We start from the raw sequence: 21,727 nt of genomic DNA, 5'->3' as shown, positions 1-21,727 counted from the left end.
TCCTAATTTTGTGAAGGGTTACAATATTTTTTTCCTCCACTTTTTTGTCAAACGACAGATACTTCTATTTTTCATTTACAATCATCTCCTTCGCTATTTAATATCTATGTAAACTCTATTAGAGAACTTAAGAATCATAAACAAATTCTAATTTATCGAAGTAACAAACTCAGTCTGTTAAAATCTGTATTGAGCCGTACTGGTTAACAGTTCCTTGATCATCTTCTGGATACGATTTCATTAAAATCTTATAACCCGAATCAAAATGTACAGCTGGGAACAAACTGCTCAAGGAAAGAAAGTCATTTTGACCTAGCCATTTCATACCAACTTTTGTAGGTATCTTTGCTATTCCAACAATTAAATCACTATAGTCCCCAGGATATTCTTCATTTTTTCTTAACATATAAGCATGCTGTGCATGTGGTCTTAAAAAATATGATGGTGTTGCTTTCCTTAAATCTACTAATGTTGTATCATTTCCCTTATATACTCCAGATTTGTTTGTTTCCTCTACTGCATCAGATACTATAAGTACAATATATGCATACTCTTCTTTTGAATCAAAATAATATACATAATTATGTGAATTAACCACCTCGACTTTTGATTCATGAAGTGCAAACCACAAAGCTACCCAAACATTATCTACTAAATCAATGTATGGTGTCTTTACTCCATAATGTTGAATTAATGGTTCAAATACACTTCTATCATATTGGCTAAATATTCTTTTACTAGTTATTGCCTTATTAATTCTTTCATTATATTTACAAGTAATACTATCTAGTCTTGTTTTCCCCCTATATAATGACGGTACCATTTTCCCATCATATAATGAAGTCTGTCCCCTAAAATATACATTGCCTACCTTATTATTTTTATATTTTCCAAAACCAATAAACTGTATCAAGTCATGTACCGTCTCAATCTGAAAAACTTTTATATCCGTGCCACACGCCAATTTAACGTTTTCATAAGTAATATCAGAAGGAGTTTTTTTTTCAAAATTATCAATAATATAATACATATATCCTCTTTTCTCTGTGTGTTTACTGCAAAGTTATTCTAAATATCAATTACTATCAAGTTACCGTCTAGAGTTTGGATAAATAAATATCTAAATATGAAACATATAATTCTCCTAACATTAGCTTTGGAAGTATACCATCCCTTAACTCAGTTAATCTTTTATTCTCTTCCTCATTTTGATAAGTCATATCCAGCATAGGGCTAACTGCATCATCAAACTTTTTCAGCAAAGCGACCTGTGGTTTATAAACTGAAAATCCCTTTATATCTTAAATAAACATTGTTGAACCGCTCCATATGCAATATGAATGATTTCCTGCTTCTGTGACAATAAAGCAAAATACAAATGTGCCGAACTACCAATGCCTCTATTAGGCTTAATAATTGCCACACTACACTAAAATTCATATCGCTCTGGACTAAATTTCAACAATAATAGTTCTCCTATATTTCCAATAGATGAGAAAAGAATATCCCCTTTTTCAAACTTTGTTTTTTCTTAATTTTGCAAAAGTTTCTCTCCGTTCAGAATTACCTAATAAAAGAGAACCACCTTTAATATCTTTACAGTTCAATAAATAGAACTTGCCTTTTATGTCATCTTTTACTGTATTATGAACTCCATCAGTAACATCAATTGATATCTCATCAATGGTTGATTTTCTTTCAGCATTTTCCAAATAAATTATTGAAAATAGCAAGAGCCTGCTCCGATGTATTCCTATTATGCAGCATACTCCACTAAATCCCAATTTATTCAGCCCTAAAAAACTGAAAGTTTAAAACCTTTTATCTTCCTTCAATTCTACCACACCCACCTCCCCTTTTTCAATTACTGCTTTTCTTTCTCCAACCTTTCCATCTTCTCATACATATTTGTATTATAAAGTCTGTAAAGTTCACTGTCCTTTGTTATCACATTGTCAAACGGTACCATTCTGCTTCCGCATTTTATCAATCCGCATCCTGACGGTGAATCTATCACATAGTTAAGCTGTTCTTCTGATATTTCCAGCGACTCCACTATCTTTTCTATGTCCTTGCTTGACTGATTTAAAAGCAGTATGAATGCAGAGTTTGATAGCATTGTTGTGCTTGTCTCACTCATAAGAATATCCACTATGTTCTGTGTTATTCCTGTACAAAGTCCTCCCTGCTTTCTAACCTTTTTCCACATCTGACGAAGATATTCCGCACTGAACGGTGAATTTAAAAGAACATGCACCTCATCAATGTAAAACCATGTTGCTATTCCTCTCTCACCATTATCAATTATTTTCTGCTGTATTGTTTCCATCATTACAAGCATTGCAAGTGGGGCAAGGGATTCCCCAAGGTCTCTTATTCCATACACAATGAATCTATTGTTTACATTTATGTTTGTCTGATGGTTAAAGATGTTTAGTGCTCCGGTAACAAATATTTCAAGTCCAAGTGCCACGTCTCTTGCTTCATTGTCTTCCTGTTCAAGAAGTCTGTTGTACAAGTCTTCCATTGTTGGAACGTATTTTTCCCTGCTTCTTGCTATGTCCATGTACAAATCCTTCACACATCTTGAAATGATTGACCTTTGCTGTGGTGTTATTTCCTTCATTATCTGCTCACAGATGCTTAACATGAACTGGCACTTGTCCCTTACCCAGCCCTTGCTGTCCAATACATCAAGATTCCACACATCCATGTCCATGGGATTAATGTAGTTTCTTGTGTTTGTTGAAATGTTTATGTAAGTTCCATTGTATTTTTCAGTGACATCCTCATATTCATTCATTGGATCCACTGCAATTACATTGTCATCTGTTGAAAGCAAAACCGAACCCATTTCCATCTTTGCCTGAAATGACTTTCCTGCACCTGACACACCAAATATAAATCCGTTGCCGTTTAAGAGTTTCTTTCTGTTACCCACAATTATGTTTTTTGATATCTGGTTTACGCCATAGTAAATGCCGTTTCTGTCACAAAGTTCCTGCACGTTAAACGGCATCAGCACTGCAAGGCTCTGTGTAAGCATTGTTCTCATTGTCTCAATCTGTCTTACTCCTATGGGAAGTGTTGTGTTAACTGCTTCCATCTGTTTGTACATGCATGTGTCCACCGCACATCCTGCTCCCTTTGCAATGGAGTCCACTGTCTCACAGATGCTTTCAAGTTCATCCCTGTCATCTGCCATTACAATCATTGTCACTGAAACATAGTAAAGGCTTTCGTCATTTTCCCTTACGTTGTTCATTATCTCCTCAATGTCCTTTTTCTTCTGTCTCGTTGCATATGAAATGTCTGATGAAAAGTCATTGTTTCTGTTTCTTGTTCTCTGCTGTTTTATTATGTCTGACTCAATGCCCAGATACTTTTTCTGCAGCATCTTCATTGTCAAATCCTTTGGCACCGGAACCACATCCACACTTGTAACCGAATGTACCGGCAGAAATGTCAGCTCCGTAAAAAATCTGTCAGACAGGTATGTTGGATATTTCTTTATGAAAAGAACCCTTCCAACCTTTCCCTCATCCTCAAAGTAGTCAGGATAATATTTTATTCTTGTGTTGCAGATTTCATTTCTAAAGTCTGTTCCGGTAATTCTTCCCTGTCTTATGTCGAAGTTAAATTCATCCTCCCTTCCAAGTCTGTAATAGTCGTGAAGAATCTTTAATCTTTCATTTCCTGTAAGTGGTATCAGTTTTGAACCAAGTTCGGCAAAACTTCGAAACATTGATGCCTCAATTGTTGCGAACTGTGCCTTTGCCTCCTCAAAATTCTTTCTCTCAATTGTTATTGTAAGATATCTTTCCTGCTCGATGCCCTGTCTTCCCTCAAGTATCTTTTCCTCAATGATTCTGTTGTAACTTTCCCTCATCTTATCGAATCCGTCATTTCTGTACTTGAGCATTACCTCATTTCTCAGCACATCCATGTCCTTGTTTTTATTGTTGACTGTTATCTTGAATGTGCAGTCAAATGAGTTAAGGCACTTGCAGTATCTCTGAAAGAAGCTTTCCTGTTCATCCTCTGAACGTGTGACATAATTGACATCACTGAATCTGTATGTCTTTGAATATTTTCCATCCGCCACCTCAAATATTCCGCTTTCCGAAATCTTTAGTATTTCTATTGTTTCCTGCACCGACTTTGGTGATTTGTAAAGTGGCTCTGATGCCTTCTTTATTTCAGAAAACCTGTCCTTAAATATGTTCATTCCTGTTCCTCCGTTTATTTTCCTGTGTTAAATTTTCCTGTACGTTTCTCATTTCCTGTTTTTGTCACTTCTTTTGTTTTTCTTTTGTTTTTCTTTTGTTTTTTCCTTTTGTCTTCCTTTTTTCTCTGCCGTTCCTCTTCCATTCTCATTCTTTTTATGGTTTTCTCACTTTCCTCTGAAATGTATGTAAGTGGTCTGTTCTTAAAAGCGAACCACAGTTTTCTTTTAAACATCTGTGTAAAACTCATTCCCTGATATGAATAAAATCCGTTTAATGCAAGTGGTGCCACCACGGGAATTGCAATGTATGCACTTCCCGTAAGCCCCACGTATCTGTATGTAAGAAGAACTATTGCGCCACCGCATGCAACTGATGCGATGGAAAATATCAGCTGTCTTGCGGTAAGTCCCATCACCACTGACTCCTGATATTTTTCTATGTCCTTGTTAATTGATATGTTCATCTGTTCCTCCTGTTTCTATAATCCCAGTGCCTTACTTGTAAGATTCTGTGCTCCCTTCACTGCTCCGACTGTCATTGCCACGCTGAATGTAAGTTCACACATGTACATCAGTGCCTTTGTCCAGTCTGCATAATCGCTTGTAAACGTTGGCAGGCCTGCATTTAAAAATGCATTGCAGACTATTATTGCAAGTGCCATTGTCACTGCCTCCAGCACTATTGACAGAAAATACTTTGCATAGCTTACTGCCGAGTGACTTACCATCCGGTTTCCGCTTACAGTTGAAAACGCAAGTGCACCAAAGGGTACAACCACAAGTATTTTTAAGAATCTGAAATACACGGTGTATATGAGCATGAAACCGCAGAAGATGATTACAAGTGCAATGATTACTGCAAGTATCATCATTAAAAGGCTTTCCCCGAATCCAAGGTCCTTTATGATTGTCTGCTGTTCACCTGGTATCTTTAACTTGGTTGTTGTTCCCTGTGTCATAAGCCCCACCAGATTTCCTGCTGATGTAAAGAATGCCTTCATTATTGTCACGTTGTTTGCAACAAGCCATTCTGCTATTCCTATTCTCATTAACATCCTTAGTATGGTTTCAAATCTTACCTCTTCCTTTACGTCAATGCTCTCCGAACAGAAGCCTATTACAAAGAACAGAACCACCAGTGACGAACCAACCGCCACAAATATTGGTTCAAGGTTTGCCACCACTGCCCAAGGGCCTCCGTTCTTGAAGCTTACCGGGGACTGCCCCAGCAGTTCAAAAACAAGAGACACCTTGTCATTCCAGAAATCAACAACCGTCTGCAAAAGATCAAAGATTACACCGCCTAAGCTAAATATGTCCATAATCTCTTACCTCCCTTCAGTAACGCCCCCTCGCTTCGCTCGTCGGCAAGTCGGTCGGTGCATTTAAAAACATTCACTTTGTTCATGTTGCACCTCCCTTAGAATCCCAATATTCCAAGTACTGATGAAATGCCTGCCATCATTACTCCTGCAACAATTCCCTTAAGTGACGAGTTCATTGTTGATGAATCCTGTGCCTGATATGCCTGTGCAAACTCCATTACATTCTTTGCAAGAATGATTACGCCGATTGCCCCAATGATTGCAAGCACCAGTGTCTTTAAGTTATCAAGTGGTTTTGTAACTGAACTTGCATCTCCCGCAGCAAGTACGTTGTTTACCTGAAATATTGTCATGTACGTTGCCCCAATTAAACAGTTTTTTATGTTTCCAATGTTTTTCTTAAATCTCTTCATATCTGATTTTCTCCTTATCTGCTTTGATATTTTTCCAATTTCTCTTTCATTTCTTCAATGGATGTTTCTGGTTTTAAGTATTCAAGCAAATACTCCAAATCCATTTTTATTGCTAATGCCTTTTTTGCTTCGTCCATTTGCTCTGCTGAAAAATCCATTGTACATAGTCTTGTTGTAAGCTCCTCTCTTAATTCTTCATCTGTTGATTTTGTCTCCATCTGAAACTCACTCTCCTGTAATGCTGCAATCTCTTGTGGAGTCAAATCAATAATGTTAACTTTTTCTCCTGACTTCTCAACTTCTTTAATTTCCCTTTCACTGTAAATTTTTAATCCATCTTTAATTTTGTTACTTTTCCTAATATTGTGTGTATAAGACTTTGCCCCTCCATCTTCTGTTTGTTTAAAATTCTTATGATCAAAAGGCCAATATTTTTCATCAAATATGGGATTAAATCCTTTTATGAAAATAAGGCAATTTTTGTTATCCATATTTCTTACTTCATCAGGATTCATAAGGGATCTTCCAAGTACATCATAGTTTCTTGATGCCGAACCATGTACACCTCTCGTTTCACCTGTTGACCTTTTGTCTATAGTGCCTTTACCAAGTAACTCAGATATATATTCGTGCGTAGACTTTTCATTTCCACCAAGATATACAAGGGTGTCACAGTTACCTGTAATTGTTTCCCAGGTTTCTTTAAACAGTGCCTTTATTTGTGCCAAATTCTGAATAATGATAATTGCGCTGATTCTTCTACTTCTCATAGTTGACAATAACGAACAAAAGTCATCAGGTAACGCCACATTGGCAAACTCGTCCAACATAAGTGTGACATCAAGTGGAAGTTTTCCTCCAAACTTAAAGTCAGCCTGATAATAAAGTTCCTGAAATAGCTGTGTATAAAGCATTCCAACCAAAAAGTTGTATGACTTGTCTGAATCGGGTATTACACAAAACAATGCTGTTCTTTTTTTCCTGTTTCGTTTTGTCCCTATTCCCAGTTCTTCAATATGAAGGTCATCCTTTGACAAGATTCTCAATATCTGCGGATTTTCTAATAATGCTAATCGTGAATTTGCTGAAATAATAATTGACCTTACAGTATCTCCTGCACCTCTTACCACTTTCATATATTGCCTATATGCCGGATGATGTTCACCAAGTGAACTTGTATCTACAAGTTTTTTCATTCGTATAGTTAGTTTTGAATCCTTGTTGTCATCAACCTCTGCCTCTGACAGCAACTTTAAAACCGATTGAAAGTTCTTTTGGTTTGGTGGCATCTCAAGCCATACATAATAAAACAACGCCTGAAGTAACATCCCCTCCGCATGTTCCCAAAATGGGTCTGTAGGGGCTGATTCCTTTGGCGTTGTATTACTAATTAAATTTGTGACCAGCTTTATCACATCATTTTCTGTTCTTATATAATTGAATGGATTGTAGCAATCCGACTTAGCCATATCTATCAAGTTAAGTACTTTTACGTTATATCCGTTTTTCTTCAACATTCCACCGGTTGCTCTAAGCAGCTATAGCAATAGGTAAGGATTTGATATTATCTCCACCTTTTCCCCTGCTCTACACCGTACGTGAGACTTTCGCCTCATACGGCGTGCCATCATACATTTGCAAATTATTTATTGTCTAAACCTTTTGGTAATCATAATTTTGTCTTATATAATTAACTTTTTTCCATTGTTCTTCATTCAACTTAAATTTTCTTAATAAACTTTGGGCTTCAACCATCTTTCTCGTAAATATTGCCTCGTACACATCTGAATTTATAAAGATTATATTTCCGTGATTATTAGTTCCCCTCTTTTTTAAAGGTTTCTTTCTAATGCACTTCATATGACTAACATCTAACTTCTTACCCGTTATGTAACAATTTCCTTGCTGAATGACATATGCTGATAAACTATTGTCATTAAATTCTATTGTTTCTGTTGGGTCTCTCATTTTAGCTATGGCTTCAAATTCTCTTTGTGTAATAAGCATTAAATTCTTGTGTATTTTCTCTCGACCTTTTGAAGTATAATTACTTATTTCCTGAGAGAAATTCATAGGACTCCTATGGTGAACTCCCGTTAATGGGAGTAAACACATATCTCCTATGGTTACAATTTTTGTTTCTTTCTGAATACCCATTGTTTGTTTTTGGAAATTAATGTCTGTTTCCTTAAATGGAATTGTTTTGCTAATGTCTCTAAGACGTATTCTTATGGTTGGTAAGAGAGCGTAATTCACATCCGTTAAATTGTTGTAAATATTTGTTGCTATGCAATAATAATTTTGTATTCCTCTAATGGCTGAATTATAGTTTTTAATTGCCACTGTTGGGTTGTCTTTTCGAATGTTAATTATTTTGGCTTTTAGGTTGCTTTTTGCATTCTTAATTGCCTTGTCACTCATATCAGTCTTTGCTATATAACCATATCTGGTCTTCCCCTTTGGAACGACTTTTATTTTAAAACCTAAATATGTTGATGAGTTTTTCTTAAGATTTATGACTTTTGATTTTTCTTCACTTATGTCCAATTTCAATCTTGTTTTTAAGAAATCCACTGTTGCGTGATACCATCTCTGTGCTTCGTTATAACTTCCACACATTATTTTGAAATCATCTGCATATCTTATTAGAAATCCATCTTTCAGATTGGTGTATTTCTTCGCATATGTTCGAAATGCTGCAACATTAGACATTCTGTTTGGTTTGAATGTTTCCCATTGATTACTTATCCACCAATCTAATTCATTTAAGACTATTAGGGATAGTAGTGGACTTATTATTCCACCTTGTGGTGTACCTTTTGTCGGTATTCCTTCTCCCTTTATTTCTGACTTAAGTATCTTACTTATGATACTTATTAAACGCTTGTCTCTTATTCCAAGTGTCCATATCTGTTTCAAAAGTTTTCCGTGGTCGACATTGTCGAAAAACCCTTTTATGTCAACATCAACACAGTAGTAATGCTTGTACATATTTATCATACTAACTGTTCTACTAATTGCGTGATGTGTGTCTCTGTTTGGTCTAAAACCATATGAATGGTTGTGAAACTTAGGTTCACAGATTGGTTCAAGGACCTGCAATATGCACTGCTGAACCAATCTGTCCCATATACACGGAATACCCAATGGTCTTTTCTTGTCACTTCCTGGTTTTGGAATGTACACTCTTCTGACAGACTTAGGTTTGTAGTCATCTAACATCTCTCTCACTGTATTAATCACAGTTTCATCCGTTAGTTCTTTAATATCATCTATTGTCTTTCCATCAGTTCCCTTGGTGTTACTACCTTTATTACTCTTTAGGTTTCTATATGCTAACCTGATATTTTCTTCTGAACCAATAATCTCCAGTAACTTATAAAAGTTGTTACCGTTTTTACTTGCTGAATACAATGAATCATATACTCTTTGCATATCATAATATTCATTGTATCTCAATTTGGTTTTCTTTAGCATGGTCTGTAACCTCCTATCTGGGAGTGATTACATCTCTTAGTCTTACTCGAACCCATACCATTCGACTTTAATTTGCTTAACTGTATGACTAGAGGTCTTCCCTCCACCGCTTATTATCACGGTTTCTTCGGTACTATACCTCCGCTTTCACTGACATAATCTCACTTATATCACTATTGTGATTTTCCCGTTTGATACGTTTCGTAGAAAGTAGATTCTCCACGCTGTCAGCTTCCAACGTTCCAAACACACTATCTTTACATCTATCCTTAGGTTCCTTCTATGAGCCTGTTACCTTGACACTGCCTGTAACAATGTATGGACTTTCATAAAGGCGGAGTCTTACTCGCCCACAGTAACGACACTATTTGTGTCACTATGCATTTCTACATAGTCCCGATATAGACCCGTACATTCGAAGTTTCGTCAGAAGAGCTTAACTCTCTTCATTCTCACCATAGATAGTTTATAGACCCCCGGCATATAGGATACACATCTCACCTCTGAAATGCTTTCGACATCTAATCTGTTTCGGTATCTCTCTGCCGGCTTCACCGAGCTTCTTACACTTTAGTTTCTACTAACTTAGGTGCAAGTCGGAGGATTAGGGTTGCCTTTCAGGACGTTACTCCATCATTCGACATATCGTGTGTTTAGTTCTCCGATTTACTACTATTTTTTTTATTCAATTATTAGTTGCAATCGTGCCATAGCTTTTCACTATGGAACGTTTCGCACCACCCTTTGGATCTGTTGCGATAAACGAACCCTTTGGTAACATTTGCATTATATTTGGTTTTACAATATAAAATGTTTTACCTGCACCTGAACCACCGATTACAAGCATATTGTTGTTTAGCTTTGTAACTTTAGTATCTGTACTCATCCTTACGTGCTTGCTAAGTATTCTGTTCTTCTCATCAGATTTATCACTTATAGATTTATTTACCTGATCTATGTTTGCGAAACTTGCAGTACCATACTCTTTTCCATGCATAAAATTTCTTCTGCTTGTAATATACAAAAGTACTGCCATTGCATAAATAAGTGTTCCGACTATCATAGCCTTTAAACTATGTTCAGTCCAATAATTTTTAAATGGATGATCTAATGCATCATTTACCTTGTTAAGTAAAGTTATTACATCCATTCCTTCTTTCCATACACCACTTATAATGTATGAAATAAATAAGACAAAAAGTTCTCCTGCAATAAGAAAAGGAACTAACATCTTGTTATTTCTTTTTTGCAATAGGCTTACTTTCCCTTTCCTGATGTTTCTTCACTTTTTCCTTTTTCTGCCTTTCTTTGTCCCTTTGCTTATTCGCTCTCTTTCTTATCTCTTCTCCAACTTTGTCATAATAGTTGTCCCTTAATTCCTCACCACGCATTTTTCCTGCCGGTTTCTTATTTTTATCAAGAAGTTCATATTCCTGATTTTTGTTTAAAAATGTAAGAAATGTCTTTCCTCCATTTATTGTTATTATGTCTTCCTTTTTTATAATAAGATATTTAACATTTTCTCCAAACGTTCCCGGTACTCTTGTTATGAATAAATCTCTTTTTTCACTTTCAACAAGATTCTTTGAAATTGTAATATCTATTTTTTCAAGGTCATTAATATTCTCGTTATACTTAATATTCTTTTCTGCATTTACAATTTCTTTTTTTCTTTCTGCAGTAACAGATACTGGTGCTTCCAGTAATAATTTTTTCTTCTTAAGATAGTCCATTGTATTCTTGCAGTTTCCATCTCCATTTCTTACATATTCTGCAATATCTTCAAGCTTGCCATTACCTAGTTTTTCTATCAATGCATTTATCCTTGGAGTTGCCTCCACCGGAAAGATAAATTCTTTCATGCCATCACCTTTGTTTATATCCGGCATTTTTGAATACAAAATTCCATATTTCCCTGCCAGTTTTTCAAATTCCTTTACGTCTTTTTCTTTTATTTGAAGTACCTGAAGATTACCACTATTTTTAAGCATCTTTTTAAGACTTGTTTTTCCTTGTGTTTTCTCATGATTTAAAAGTCCAACAATGAATATTGTTAGATTTTTTGCCTCTCTTATTGAGGAACCTGTTACATCTAATCCTAACTTTATACCATCATATCCAAACCTTAACATTTGTATTGCTTCCATGATTTCATCTGCCATTAACATTTCACCTCTTTCTGATTCATCTTATTAACATTTATAGCAATGTCTATTATCACAGACATTCTACTAGCATCTTTTTTACTATTTATAATAGAATTAAGCTGCTTGTCTGAAAGACCACTTTTGATTGCTCTATTAATTTGCTTTAACTGTGCAACAGTAAGTTCTCCTGCTGACAATTTTCTTACAAGACTGTCGTTGTATTTTTTTGATAAAAATACCTTTTTTAACAATCCAAATTTTTTCTTGGGTATCTCCGTTTTTTCAATCCTTAATCTTTCAGATTTCTTTCTCTCGTTCTGTGCATTCTTATATGCACATTCAAACTCCTGTCCCATCTTTTCCTCCATTCATACTTTACGACATTATGTCGGGAAGTTATTTTCTTCTACTTTGCGACATCGTGTCGTGAAGTTACTTTTTCCTGCTTTGCGACATCATGTCGTAAAGTTTCTTTCTGTTCTCTGTATCTAATGTCTTTTAAGATTCCGTAAGATATTCTCATATCTTTTTTTAATTTCTTAATTGTTCTGTTGCATTCATCAATTAACGATTGATAGTATGTCTCTAACTTTTCCGCTTCCTTGTAAGTAAGTTCTTCGCATTTTAAAATTTTTCTTGCCTCTTCTACAAGATTATTTTGTTTTTCAAACGTTTTATCTCCCAGCTTATAAAATGCCGCTGCCTGTTTTTCTTTCTTAATTGTTCTTACTGCTTTGAAGATTTCTTCATGCTTACTATTTTCCTCTATCAAAATCTTTTTTGCCTTGTTGGTTGTCTGAATCTTAGCCTTTATTAACTCCTGTGATTTTTCTAAATCCTCCATAGTCTCTATGTCATAATTTGAAAGAAATATATATTGTTTCTGCAATATATTCAACTTCCTAATGTCATCCTTATATTTATAGTTATTAGAATATGAATGCTTCTTAATCTTTTTTAATTTATAAAGTATAGCAAAATACTGTTTCTGCAATCCTGTAAGTCTTTTCTTTCCAATATGTCCTCTGTAACTTTTAATTCTTAGTGCTTTTGGCATATCAATAGATTTGTATCCAGCTATACTTTTCTGTGATATTCTTTTTCTGATTATTTCCTCCGAATAGTTTTCTCCCAGAGTTTTAAGCCTTCTAAATCTCTCCATTCCCTTAGGCTTCACAGAAATGTACTTGCCATACTTTATTGTATAATCTTTTTCTTCCATCATCTGTATGAACATATCAAAATCTGTTGCCATAATAATACATTCATCAACATCCTTTTTTATCTGCTCATTCCAAACAAACGGACCATTTTTAGAAACATCCCATTCCTTTTCATCATCTTTAGTTTTATTTTGTTCTAGTGTGTGAAGTCCATATTTCTCACAAATTTCATCCACTAACGGCTGAATCTGTCTTTCCCAGTCGCCCTTTTCGTATCTGTATTTGTAACCATCTGTGAATCTCACACTGTTCCAGATGATGTGACCATGAATGTGGTCGGTATCATTATGTACTGAATAAACAGCCTCATAATTATCTGCCAAATACCTGTTAACAAACTCTTTTATTATTTCAAATGCTGTCTCAGGATTTGTTTCTCCCTCTTCAAATGAAATGATAAGATGATATGCCTGTCTCTTATCAGTTTTGCCATATATCTCCTTGGTAGTTCGCATACATTCATATGCATTTTCCACCATACAATTAACAGCTCCCACATAAAGTCCATTCATAGTCTTTTCACTTTTTGTAATGTAATTTAATCCGGTTTTTAAATGATAACTTTCCGAATTCATATGTGGATTAATATGAAGAATTTTGCTTATAGCCATTCTGTTTTAAAAGACTTTCTACTTTTTCGTTTAAAATTCTCATATATTCCATTAATCTTGCCTTGTCAATTTCAGAATATAATTTACTGTTATTGTTTTTTACAACCTGATTAATGTTATGACCTATATAGTTGATTTCATTTGCCAACTTATAAATTACTTTTATAAATTCAGGATCCATATTCTTATCAAGCTTTGCAGCATATCTTACATAAGCTGAAAAATTCATATTCTTCTTTTTAGCTTCCTTCATAATTTTTCTGCATTCATTTTCTGTAAGACGTACACGCTTTGTAATATCCTTGTTGTTCTTTTTCAATACAATCACCTTCTTCATTTTTTGTATTATTAGCTAGACAGGTAGTGGGTATGTATATTGCAAGATACGCATTTGTAGCTACAAATGCATTCTTGTTAGGAGGTATCCTAAAACCTCTACCTAGCTAATTTGTTATTTTTCTCTGTCAGCTGATTTAAATTAGGCTCTTTAAATTTTAAGAATTCCAGGCTAACCTCATAATTTACACTTTTGTTAAACTTAACAACTTCCTTCATTTTCATACTGAAAAATTCATCTCTGTTGGGACCTACAATAATGTGGTCCAAAAGTGGAATTCCTATCATGTCACAAGTATCAATCAGTTTTGACGTTGTTTTTATATCTTCTGTTGAAGGAGTTAAAATTCCTGTTGGGTGATTATGCAAAATCATTATGTTTGTTGCATTTGAAAGTATTGCTGATTTTAATATATCCCTTGGAACAGCCAATGACTGATTGACTGTTCCAACACTTACTACATTAAAATTTATTGGTTGTAATTTTGAATTAAAATTAACAACACAAAGCACTTCTCTATCCATATTTCTAATAAAATCACCTACAATTTTTGCTGCCTTTTTAGGCGTATCAAGTTGTTCATCTGATACAAGTGGTGCATCATTTATCAATCTAATAGATACTTTATTCAACTTTGTTTTTTCCATGCTTTATCACCTCAACGCTTATATATACTTCCTCATCTTCTTTTAAGCCTTGTAATGTGTTCTTAATTATTTCAATCACATCTTCAATTTCTTTAACTTCAATTTTTTTGTCCATTTTTCTACCTAGCCTTTCCCTCTTCAATTTCCGGTGTTTTTTCCTTAATGTCATCAGAGATTGTTCTTTCAAATTTGTTTGTTGCAAGTCTTAATGTTCTTGCTTCTTTATCATAGTGGTAAACCTGATTTGACAATCTGTCACTAAGGTCAACCTGATCCATATTGATTTCATAAACCATATCCGCAAGCTCATTGGCATCTCCAAACTTGTCACTAATAGCAATCACCTCGTGCGTAGATGATGGCAATATATAAAGGTCCGAATCAAGCTGCTGTGATAAATCATATAAATTTTCTTCATAAAGCATTGCTGCCGCTCCAAACAATTTTGACTTGTTTGTAATAACATACATTGATTTGTCATCCGGTGTTTCTGTCATCATATTTCTGAACTCTTCATCTTCCGGCATTAACTCACCATCTTCTCCAAAAATAATTTCACTTATAACCTCAGCCATATTTCTAACTTCTGACGGGAAAATCCTATTAGTGTTTTCCTTTGCAAGACCATATAATTCTTCTTCACTTTTTCCAATTTTCTCAGCAAATTCATTAGTCACTATGTTGGTATATAAACCATTACTGTCAACTCCTACATTCCAACGATATATAATTGCCAAATCTTCAAATTTCCTATGTGGAACATTTTCAAGAAGTTCTTTGTTCTGCTCTGCGTTTACTAATGTAAAAATAATATTTTTATCTACATTACTAAAATCTAATCCATTGTTTAATGGTGACTTTTCAAAGCCTTCAATAGCCTCCTTAAAAGTTTCGCTTAATGCTTCCATAACACCTTCAAAGTCACCTGTTTTTTCATAATTCTCAAAAATGCTCTGTAATGATATTGAAGGTGATGCAAAATCATTTCCCGGAAGATTTAACAATGACATCTGATCTACCTGCATATTAACCTTTGTTACTTCTCTAATAAATACTTCTGCGTCCTTGTATTCCTCTCCAAGATAATTTTTAAATTCATTCTGAACTTTCTGTTTGAATTCTTCGTAATTCATCATTTTGTCTTCCTCCTGCTAATATGAATTTTGCAAAAAGAAAAACGCCAATGAATGAACTTAACTCACTAAGTTCATTCTTGGCGTTTCTTAATTTGCTTATTAAATTGTTATGTATCAGTCCTAGGCTTCTGATAGATATATAATATCATGGAGATGGGTAATTACCTAAAAGTAGGAGTGTTAAATTTTGTGGGAAATTACAGTTAGGATGATAAAATAATGCTTCATAAGATTTACTATACTGTTACAAATAATATTATCTAGAAGTTGTCATCTACGTTTCTAATATGACTCTCTAATATATTCAAAAACTTTATTAAGTGATTGTGCATCGTCTAACTTGCCAACCGTAATATGTGGGTTAATCAATATTGTCAAGCTCTGGAAATATCATTATTGTTTGTAACATGCACCCTTCTACAAATTCCGACTTTTACGTCCCTGAAATTTGGATTTTATTGATTTCTTTTCAGCGATAAAATTTACATCTTCAGCGACTACTTTCTTAACCATTCAAGGACTTTCCGTGCAATTTCTGCAGGAGTTCCATTAGTACAATCTAACGTGTCATACTTTGTATCATCCAGAATATCATGGGTTCTGAAATAATTATTATAATCTACTGAACTCTGAATCCAACCGGCATCATCTATACCTCTTCCTTCAGTCATTCTCTTTCTAATAGTTTCTGATTCTGCCGTAAGTGCTAAAACTTTTATTTCCGAAAAAAATCTTTTTCCATAAGCGCGAGAAAGCCTATCTAAGCCACCAGCCATTGTCCATACTACTGCTTTTTTACTTTGAGAAATATCCTTTGTCAAATAAAAAATCTGCTCTATCAAATTATTTTCTTCTTCATCATTTTGTGGCCAGGCAACATTACGCAGCCAATCTACATCCAAAATAACATATTCATCTGTTAATTTTTGTAATTCAATTGCTGTGGTTGTTTTTCCAACTCCACTACAACCAGTCAAAAAATATATGGGTAGCTTTTCAAATTTCCATTTATAACCACATTTGGGACATTTTATTGTATTTCCATCAACCTCCTTATCCCATTCATGATTTCCACACTTAGAACAAATTTCTAACATTTTATAATCTCCTTTAATTTCTCATAATCATCTTTTCCTGTTGTCCACACAATTGCCGGAATAACTTTTACATTCTTTTGTCTAAACATTTCCAATCGATGTCTTCCATCGCATACATAAAAACCATTGTCACTTCTAAACTCAATAATAAGTGGTGGTGGATTCCAATAAGCTGTAGACTCGACCATCTCATCAACTATACTAAAAAAATAATCCATATCATCTTTTTTACTTAAATACTCTGGAGCGCCTTCTTTAATATTATGTAATAAAGTAATATCAAACTGAACTATTCCTGTATAGAATCGTTCTTCTATTAACAATCCATCTGCTAACGCAACATTATGTCCATCACAACGAAGGAATTGTTGTATCCATTCCTCTGTTCGATTTCTCTTACAATATTCCATTGCAGTTTCTAAATTTCCATATTTAATATTTTCCATCTCTTCTAACATTTTAAAATTTACCCGTCTAATTCCTTATTATCGTTAATAAAACTGGAAGTTACTATTGCTTATTCTTTCTTCTATAAATTTTTCTTATAAACTGTTCATTATTTTCAGATGTTTCTACAATAGATATATTAAAATTATTGTCATCAAATTCTGGGAAAAAGACATCCCCTTGCTCTACATTTATATTAATCTCAGTAATGTACATTACGTCCACTAGTGGTATGGCTTCTTTGTATACTCCATAACCACCGGCTATATATACATCTTTTCCTTTTGCAAATTCTATAGCCTCTTTTACACTAGATGCTGTATGAAGATTTTCACCTATATATTTTTTAGTATTCGAAATAACTATCGTTTCTCTATTTGGAAGCGGGCGACCAATTTCATCGTATGAATTTCGTCCCATTATTACAACATTTCCTGTTGTAAGTTCCTTGAATTGTTTTTGTTCTCCCTTTATTTTCCACGGAATTTTTCCATTTTTTCCAATAACATTATTTTTTGAACGGGCTACTATTAAACCTATCATATAAATTTTCTCCTTATATAAAAGTTTTTACGAGACTAATTTCCCATGTTTACCTTTTCAATGTAATAATCCAATAATTGATATATCCACTCTTTTAAATTAGAAAAATGATATCCTATCTTCTCTGCTTTTTCCGTATTTATGCTATATTCAGGTTCCCCATTATAGGGTGCAGCTTCTCCATCATCACTTAAAATCGCATGCTTTCCTGTATTTTCTTCCACATAATCAATTATCTCCCGAAGTGAAATAGTTCCTATAGAACTTCCATTAATTGCACCATCAATATCTTTATCTACCAAATATGCGATAAACTCTCCTGCTTCATCCGAACGGATATAACTCATTTGATAATCTATATTATCTATGTACATAGGCTCTGATTTCATCATATGCTCTACATAAAATAGAAGTCTTTTCGTATAATCATCTTTTCCTATTGCAAACGGATATCTGACAGCAATCCATTTTTTATCTGAATATTTTTGCCATAATGCATACTCTGCCTGTCTCTTTATCTCCTCATATGGAAATTCAAATCTGTTACACCACACAAAATCATTAGAGTATCCATTAAAATCTGATTCTACAGTATTCATATGTTTTGGATTATAAACTGATGTACTAGACATATATATGTATTTATCACAATCAACATAATCCATAACATACCTGATATCATCCGAGCAATATGCAATCTTATCAATAACCACATCAAAATATTTTCCCTGTAATACCTTTCGCATACTCTCTTCATTTGTTCTTTCAATGATGATGCGCTTTACTCTGTCCCCGTATGAATCAGGTGTTTTCCCCCTTGTTGCTATTGTTATATTATAACCTTGCTCTAAAAGTTTATTAACCATATGTATTCCAAAATACCTTGTTCCACCTATTACTAATATGTTCATTTTCTTTCTCCCTGACTTATACAACCATACTATAATTCACATTCTAAAATTTCATTTTCCGATTTAAACTCATTTCTTACATACCATTCAATAGCTTTATCGCTTGGCCACACAATTATATTTTCACATCTGTTTTGTTTCAGGTAATTTTTTATGTAAGATAACATTTCTGTTCCTACTCGCTGATTTCTGTACTCTTTTAAAGTGTATACATTTGTCAAATATGCTATATACGATTCTTTTTTATTGGGTTTTGGAACTTTTCTAATCATTGTTACAAACATTGTTGCAATTATTTGTTTGTTCTTTTCCATTACAAATATTTTATATACGCTCTCTGTTTTTAAGAAATTTATATATTCTTTTATAAATTCATCACTCTCTATTCCTTTGATATTATCCTCCCCATATATAGCATCATCTTCTTTTTTATGTTCCCATCTCATATGAGCTAACTGTAAGAAATCTTTTTCTGTACTAATGCCTATTGATTTCTGAAAATTTCTGAAAATATATTATTTTCTTTCATCCGTAATTATATGCTCAATTCCTGAATGTTCCTTACTAAAATATTCCTTTAGAAAAGATGGAAACGCTTTGTATTTATCTAAATCTTTTATTGGTATCCAATGCATTGTTTCCCTTACTCCCTGGCTATAACTATCACTATTAAGCTGTTTTGTTCCTCTAGGCTTCATCAAATAGTACATTGATATTTCATGGCAATCCATTCCTTTTAAAGTTCCCTGATTTTCATTGAAGAAATTTTCGTGAATAACTGCAAGACGGTCGATTTCATATTCTACACCTGTTTCCTCAAGCACTTCTCTTTTTACTGCCTGCTCAGATGTTTCTCCAACATGAACTCCACCACCAATTGAGTAATAATAATCGTCTATTTCATTTCTTGCAAATAACACACAATCTTCTTCAATTATTATTGCTGCTGCACGATATCTAAACCATTTATTTTCTCTTGTAAATCCACAATCTTGCATATTCTGCATATTCTTTCTCCTCTAATTTAATGACTATATGTAATTTATCTAAATCTTTTTTCATAGGATGTCTAATAACCGTTTTCCATTTTTCCGGGACAACCTTTCTTGCATCAGACAGATATATTTCATGATATAATCTGTCCAAATTTCCTTTACGAATTACTCTTCCGCACATTCTATTTCATACTCAAAATATTTCTCCTGAAACTGTACCTGTTCTTCTATCTGTTCTTTAGAATATAGTTCATCTTCTGGTGCCACAACCCATTTATCTTCAACATCATTTAACCTATGAATTATCGCAATTACTTCCCCTGTAAATTCTTCAACCGGTTTATTTACACCCAATATATAAGCATCTTGTTCTTCTCCATCAGATGCCATTATGCCTTCGATATATCCATAATTTATCGGATAATAAATATCTTTATGCTTTGGGTGATATGTCCCCATTGGTCTATCAACCGTAACTTTTACAATCTTTCCTAACATATTATTTCTCCAAATAGTATTCGATATTGCAAATACTATGCAATTCTGCTTATTTTTAGATTCACAGCTCTTATTCTTTTATAATATTATCATATACATTTAGCTATTGAAAGAAAAAGCCGGTTTTGAATTCACAAAACCGACTTGCATATAATTCCTATTTTAAACAATTTATCGAAATCTCATTTAACTCACTTATTAATTTGTCATCTTGCAATTTCTTTACAATAGGCATAAATATTGCTATTGTTTCTTTTGCCCTTTTCTGCTTCTCACGTTCTTCCATATACTCTATAGTTCTCATATTATGAAGTCGTTCTGCAATCTTTATAACAGCACATTGTTCATCTTCAAGACCTACTTTTTCAATATCGTAGTCCTTTAATCTTATTAAAATCTTCACCACGCTATCAGGCAAATTTTCCTTTAACTCATCAATTGCTACATTAGTTTTTCTAAAAACATCGCAAAACATTCCTGCATAAATGACACTTTCTTCCGCTTCCATTTGCACTAGCAACAAAGATACATTTAATAAATGCGTTACATAATCATCACCCGAGTATCTTTTTCTGTCTCCATATATACTCTGACAGAAATTATAAATATTATTTAGTTTTTGATTATCATATCCATGTTCTATTATTTTTTCGTGCAATACTTTGAACAGTTCTTCTTTTGATAAATGTCCATCCATTATTTTATAAAAGTTACAATTGTTCATATCTCCACCTCCAAAATGCATTATTTCTAATTTCATTGCATACAAGAGTGAAGGTGAAAAACCATAATAACTTTTGAAAGCTTTAATAAATCCACCGTGCGATTCCCAACCATATTCAATTGCCACATCGAGAATTTTGGTTCCATTTAATATTTCTCTGGTTGCATATATCATTTTCCTTTCCCTGACATATTCCATAACAGAAACTTTCATTTCTTGTTTAAATAGTCTTGAAAAATAAAATTTCGTATAACCTATATTACCAGCTATTTCCTCAATGGTTATTTTATTCTTTATGTTGTTCTCGATATAGTTAAGACTTTCTGCTATTATTGTTTTCCTATCCATATGTCTTACCTCTTGTAATTAAATGATATAATAAAAATATCATCTTGAATGGATATTTGCTTTTCCAATGTTGCTCTAAATATATGGCTTAAATTAATTCAAATTTTTCTTTCCAAAACTTCCGGTTTTGTGCATATCTTATAATAGTTTGCTCTACATAAGATTTATAAAATCCTCTTTTAGGTAAAACTACATCTTTATTCCATTTATATGTAATTTTATTGATAATAGCGTTAGAAATAGATAGTTTTGGTAAACTACCCCCGCTTGCTTCACTGTCATGAATCTCTTTTATTGATTCAGTAGACAACTGTGCAAGTTCAAATAATAAATCATCCATATACATCTCTTTATCTCCTCCATAATATAAATAGCTAGGCGTAACACTGAAAATATCTGCCAACATCATAAGATTGGGAAGTGTAGGGGCCATACCATTTCTATCTTGTTCATAATTCTGTATTGTTTTAACTGAAATGCCAGATATATTAGCTAACTGGACTTGGCTCATATTTCTTTCTTTTCTAAGTTTCTTTAAGTTGTTTGCAAATTCTTTCAATAATTCGTACCTCCAAAATAATTATAGCATATTTTTTTATTATCATTGTACGCAGACGAGC

25 protein-coding genes and 1 pseudogene are annotated in these 21,727 nt (G+C 33.6%); all 26 read right to left on the bottom strand.

Features of this window, described 5'->3' with window-relative positions:
- Positions 1 to 169 precede the first annotated feature (169 nt).
- Positions 170 to 1,030: an FRG domain-containing protein gene (locus ACQY63_RS09830; RefSeq protein WP_428245131.1), complete on the bottom strand. Its 861-nt coding sequence runs from the start codon at positions 1,028 to 1,030 to the stop codon at positions 170 to 172.
- 484 nt (positions 1,031 to 1,514) lie between these two features.
- Positions 1,515 to 1,733, bottom strand: coding sequence for a hypothetical protein (locus ACQY63_RS09825; protein WP_428245130.1), 219 nt, complete (start codon positions 1,731 to 1,733; stop codon positions 1,515 to 1,517).
- A 131-nt stretch (positions 1,734 to 1,864) separates the two neighbouring features.
- Entirely contained in the window at positions 1,865 to 4,228 is a 2,364-nt protein-coding gene (locus tag ACQY63_RS09820; protein WP_428245129.1) for a VirB4-like conjugal transfer ATPase, CD1110 family, read from the bottom strand.
- 14 nt (positions 4,229 to 4,242) lie between these two features.
- A complete protein-coding gene (locus tag ACQY63_RS09815) occupies positions 4,243 to 4,692 on the bottom strand; it encodes a PrgI family protein (protein WP_428245128.1) in 450 nt (149 codons plus the stop codon).
- Positions 4,693 to 4,707: 15 nt separating this feature from the next.
- A complete protein-coding gene (locus tag ACQY63_RS09810) occupies positions 4,708 to 5,550 on the bottom strand; it encodes a hypothetical protein (RefSeq protein WP_428245127.1) in 843 nt (280 codons plus the stop codon).
- A gap of 98 nt (positions 5,551 to 5,648) precedes the next feature.
- The gene (locus ACQY63_RS09805) at positions 5,649 to 5,906 is read right to left on the bottom strand and encodes a hypothetical protein (RefSeq protein ID WP_428245283.1); all 258 of its coding nucleotides are present in this window, start codon (positions 5,904 to 5,906) and stop codon (positions 5,649 to 5,651) included.
- Positions 5,907 to 5,980: 74 nt separating this feature from the next.
- Positions 5,981 to 7,504, bottom strand: a pseudogene (locus ACQY63_RS09800) (VirD4-like conjugal transfer protein, CD1115 family); the annotation flags it as partial.
- A gap of 115 nt (positions 7,505 to 7,619) precedes the next feature.
- A complete protein-coding gene (gene ltrA, locus ACQY63_RS09795) occupies positions 7,620 to 9,443 on the bottom strand; it encodes a group II intron reverse transcriptase/maturase (RefSeq protein ID WP_268804336.1) in 1,824 nt (607 codons plus the stop codon).
- A 685-nt stretch (positions 9,444 to 10,128) separates the two neighbouring features.
- Positions 10,129 to 10,674, bottom strand: a complete 546-nt coding sequence (locus ACQY63_RS09790) for a type IV secretory system conjugative DNA transfer family protein (RefSeq protein ID WP_428245126.1) — start codon at positions 10,672 to 10,674, stop codon at positions 10,129 to 10,131.
- 4 nt (positions 10,675 to 10,678) lie between these two features.
- Entirely contained in the window at positions 10,679 to 11,611 is a 933-nt protein-coding gene (locus ACQY63_RS09785; RefSeq protein ID WP_428245125.1) for a PcfB family protein, read from the bottom strand.
- The gene (locus ACQY63_RS09780) at positions 11,605 to 11,946 is read right to left on the bottom strand and encodes a hypothetical protein (protein ID WP_252264146.1); all 342 of its coding nucleotides are present in this window, start codon (positions 11,944 to 11,946) and stop codon (positions 11,605 to 11,607) included. Before ACQY63_RS09780 ends, ACQY63_RS09785 begins: the two co-directional genes overlap by 7 nt.
- Positions 11,947 to 11,996: 50 nt before the next feature.
- Positions 11,997 to 13,424, bottom strand: coding sequence for a relaxase/mobilization nuclease domain-containing protein (locus tag ACQY63_RS09775; RefSeq protein WP_178516056.1), 1,428 nt, complete (start codon positions 13,422 to 13,424; stop codon positions 11,997 to 11,999).
- Positions 13,396 to 13,743, bottom strand: a complete 348-nt coding sequence (locus ACQY63_RS09770) for a plasmid mobilization protein (protein ID WP_428245124.1) — start codon at positions 13,741 to 13,743, stop codon at positions 13,396 to 13,398. Before ACQY63_RS09770 ends, ACQY63_RS09775 begins: the two co-directional genes overlap by 29 nt.
- A 116-nt stretch (positions 13,744 to 13,859) precedes the next feature.
- Positions 13,860 to 14,408, bottom strand: coding sequence for a JAB domain-containing protein (locus tag ACQY63_RS09765; protein ID WP_118024851.1), 549 nt, complete (start codon positions 14,406 to 14,408; stop codon positions 13,860 to 13,862).
- Positions 14,386 to 14,523, bottom strand: coding sequence for a hypothetical protein (locus ACQY63_RS09760; protein WP_158574472.1), 138 nt, complete (start codon positions 14,521 to 14,523; stop codon positions 14,386 to 14,388). The genes ACQY63_RS09765 and ACQY63_RS09760 overlap by 23 nt, the downstream gene beginning before the upstream one ends.
- A gap of 4 nt (positions 14,524 to 14,527) precedes the next feature.
- On the bottom strand, positions 14,528 to 15,544 hold the full coding sequence (locus ACQY63_RS09755) for a DUF5688 family protein (RefSeq protein ID WP_178516050.1): 1,017 nt from the start codon (positions 15,542 to 15,544) through the stop codon (positions 14,528 to 14,530).
- Between the two features lie 497 nt (positions 15,545 to 16,041).
- Positions 16,042 to 16,641: an AAA family ATPase gene (locus tag ACQY63_RS09750; RefSeq protein ID WP_296963549.1), complete on the bottom strand. Its 600-nt coding sequence runs from the start codon at positions 16,639 to 16,641 to the stop codon at positions 16,042 to 16,044.
- Positions 16,635 to 17,099 (bottom strand): hypothetical protein, encoded by a 465-nt coding sequence (locus ACQY63_RS09745; RefSeq protein ID WP_301956126.1) that lies wholly within the window; start codon positions 17,097 to 17,099, stop codon positions 16,635 to 16,637. Before ACQY63_RS09745 ends, ACQY63_RS09750 begins: the two co-directional genes overlap by 7 nt.
- A 52-nt stretch (positions 17,100 to 17,151) precedes the next feature.
- Positions 17,152 to 17,631 (bottom strand): dihydrofolate reductase, encoded by a 480-nt coding sequence (locus ACQY63_RS09740; protein WP_117814305.1) that lies wholly within the window; start codon positions 17,629 to 17,631, stop codon positions 17,152 to 17,154.
- A 35-nt stretch (positions 17,632 to 17,666) separates the two neighbouring features.
- Positions 17,667 to 18,542 carry an NAD-dependent epimerase/dehydratase family protein gene (locus tag ACQY63_RS09735; protein ID WP_117814307.1) on the bottom strand — a complete coding sequence of 292 codons (876 nt, stop codon included), beginning with the start codon at positions 18,540 to 18,542 and terminating at the stop codon, positions 17,667 to 17,669.
- A 29-nt stretch (positions 18,543 to 18,571) separates the two neighbouring features.
- The gene (locus tag ACQY63_RS09730; RefSeq protein ID WP_428245123.1) at positions 18,572 to 18,988 is read right to left on the bottom strand and encodes a GNAT family N-acetyltransferase; all 417 of its coding nucleotides are present in this window, start codon (positions 18,986 to 18,988) and stop codon (positions 18,572 to 18,574) included.
- A 69-nt stretch (positions 18,989 to 19,057) separates the two neighbouring features.
- On the bottom strand, positions 19,058 to 19,549 hold the full coding sequence (locus ACQY63_RS09725; RefSeq protein WP_428245122.1) for an NUDIX hydrolase: 492 nt from the start codon (positions 19,547 to 19,549) through the stop codon (positions 19,058 to 19,060).
- A complete protein-coding gene (locus ACQY63_RS09720; RefSeq protein WP_412636793.1) occupies positions 19,509 to 19,718 on the bottom strand; it encodes a hypothetical protein in 210 nt (69 codons plus the stop codon). The genes ACQY63_RS09725 and ACQY63_RS09720 overlap by 41 nt, the downstream gene beginning before the upstream one ends.
- Entirely contained in the window at positions 19,703 to 20,035 is a 333-nt protein-coding gene (locus tag ACQY63_RS09715) for an inorganic pyrophosphatase (protein ID WP_301956127.1), read from the bottom strand. Before ACQY63_RS09715 ends, ACQY63_RS09720 begins: the two co-directional genes overlap by 16 nt.
- Before the next feature lie 157 nt (positions 20,036 to 20,192).
- A complete protein-coding gene (locus ACQY63_RS09710) occupies positions 20,193 to 21,107 on the bottom strand; it encodes an HD domain-containing protein (protein ID WP_428245121.1) in 915 nt (304 codons plus the stop codon).
- Between the two features lie 88 nt (positions 21,108 to 21,195).
- The gene (locus tag ACQY63_RS09705) at positions 21,196 to 21,666 is read right to left on the bottom strand and encodes a helix-turn-helix domain-containing protein (protein WP_215715505.1); all 471 of its coding nucleotides are present in this window, start codon (positions 21,664 to 21,666) and stop codon (positions 21,196 to 21,198) included.
- Positions 21,667 to 21,727 lie beyond the last annotated feature (61 nt).

The organism is Eubacterium sp. Marseille-QA0814 (genome assembly GCF_965119675.1).
Taxonomy (GTDB): domain Bacteria; phylum Bacillota; class Clostridia; order Lachnospirales; family Lachnospiraceae; genus Eubacterium_G.
The sequence above is the reverse complement of the archived record's forward strand: the minus strand, read 5'-3'. Positions and strand labels throughout refer to the sequence as shown.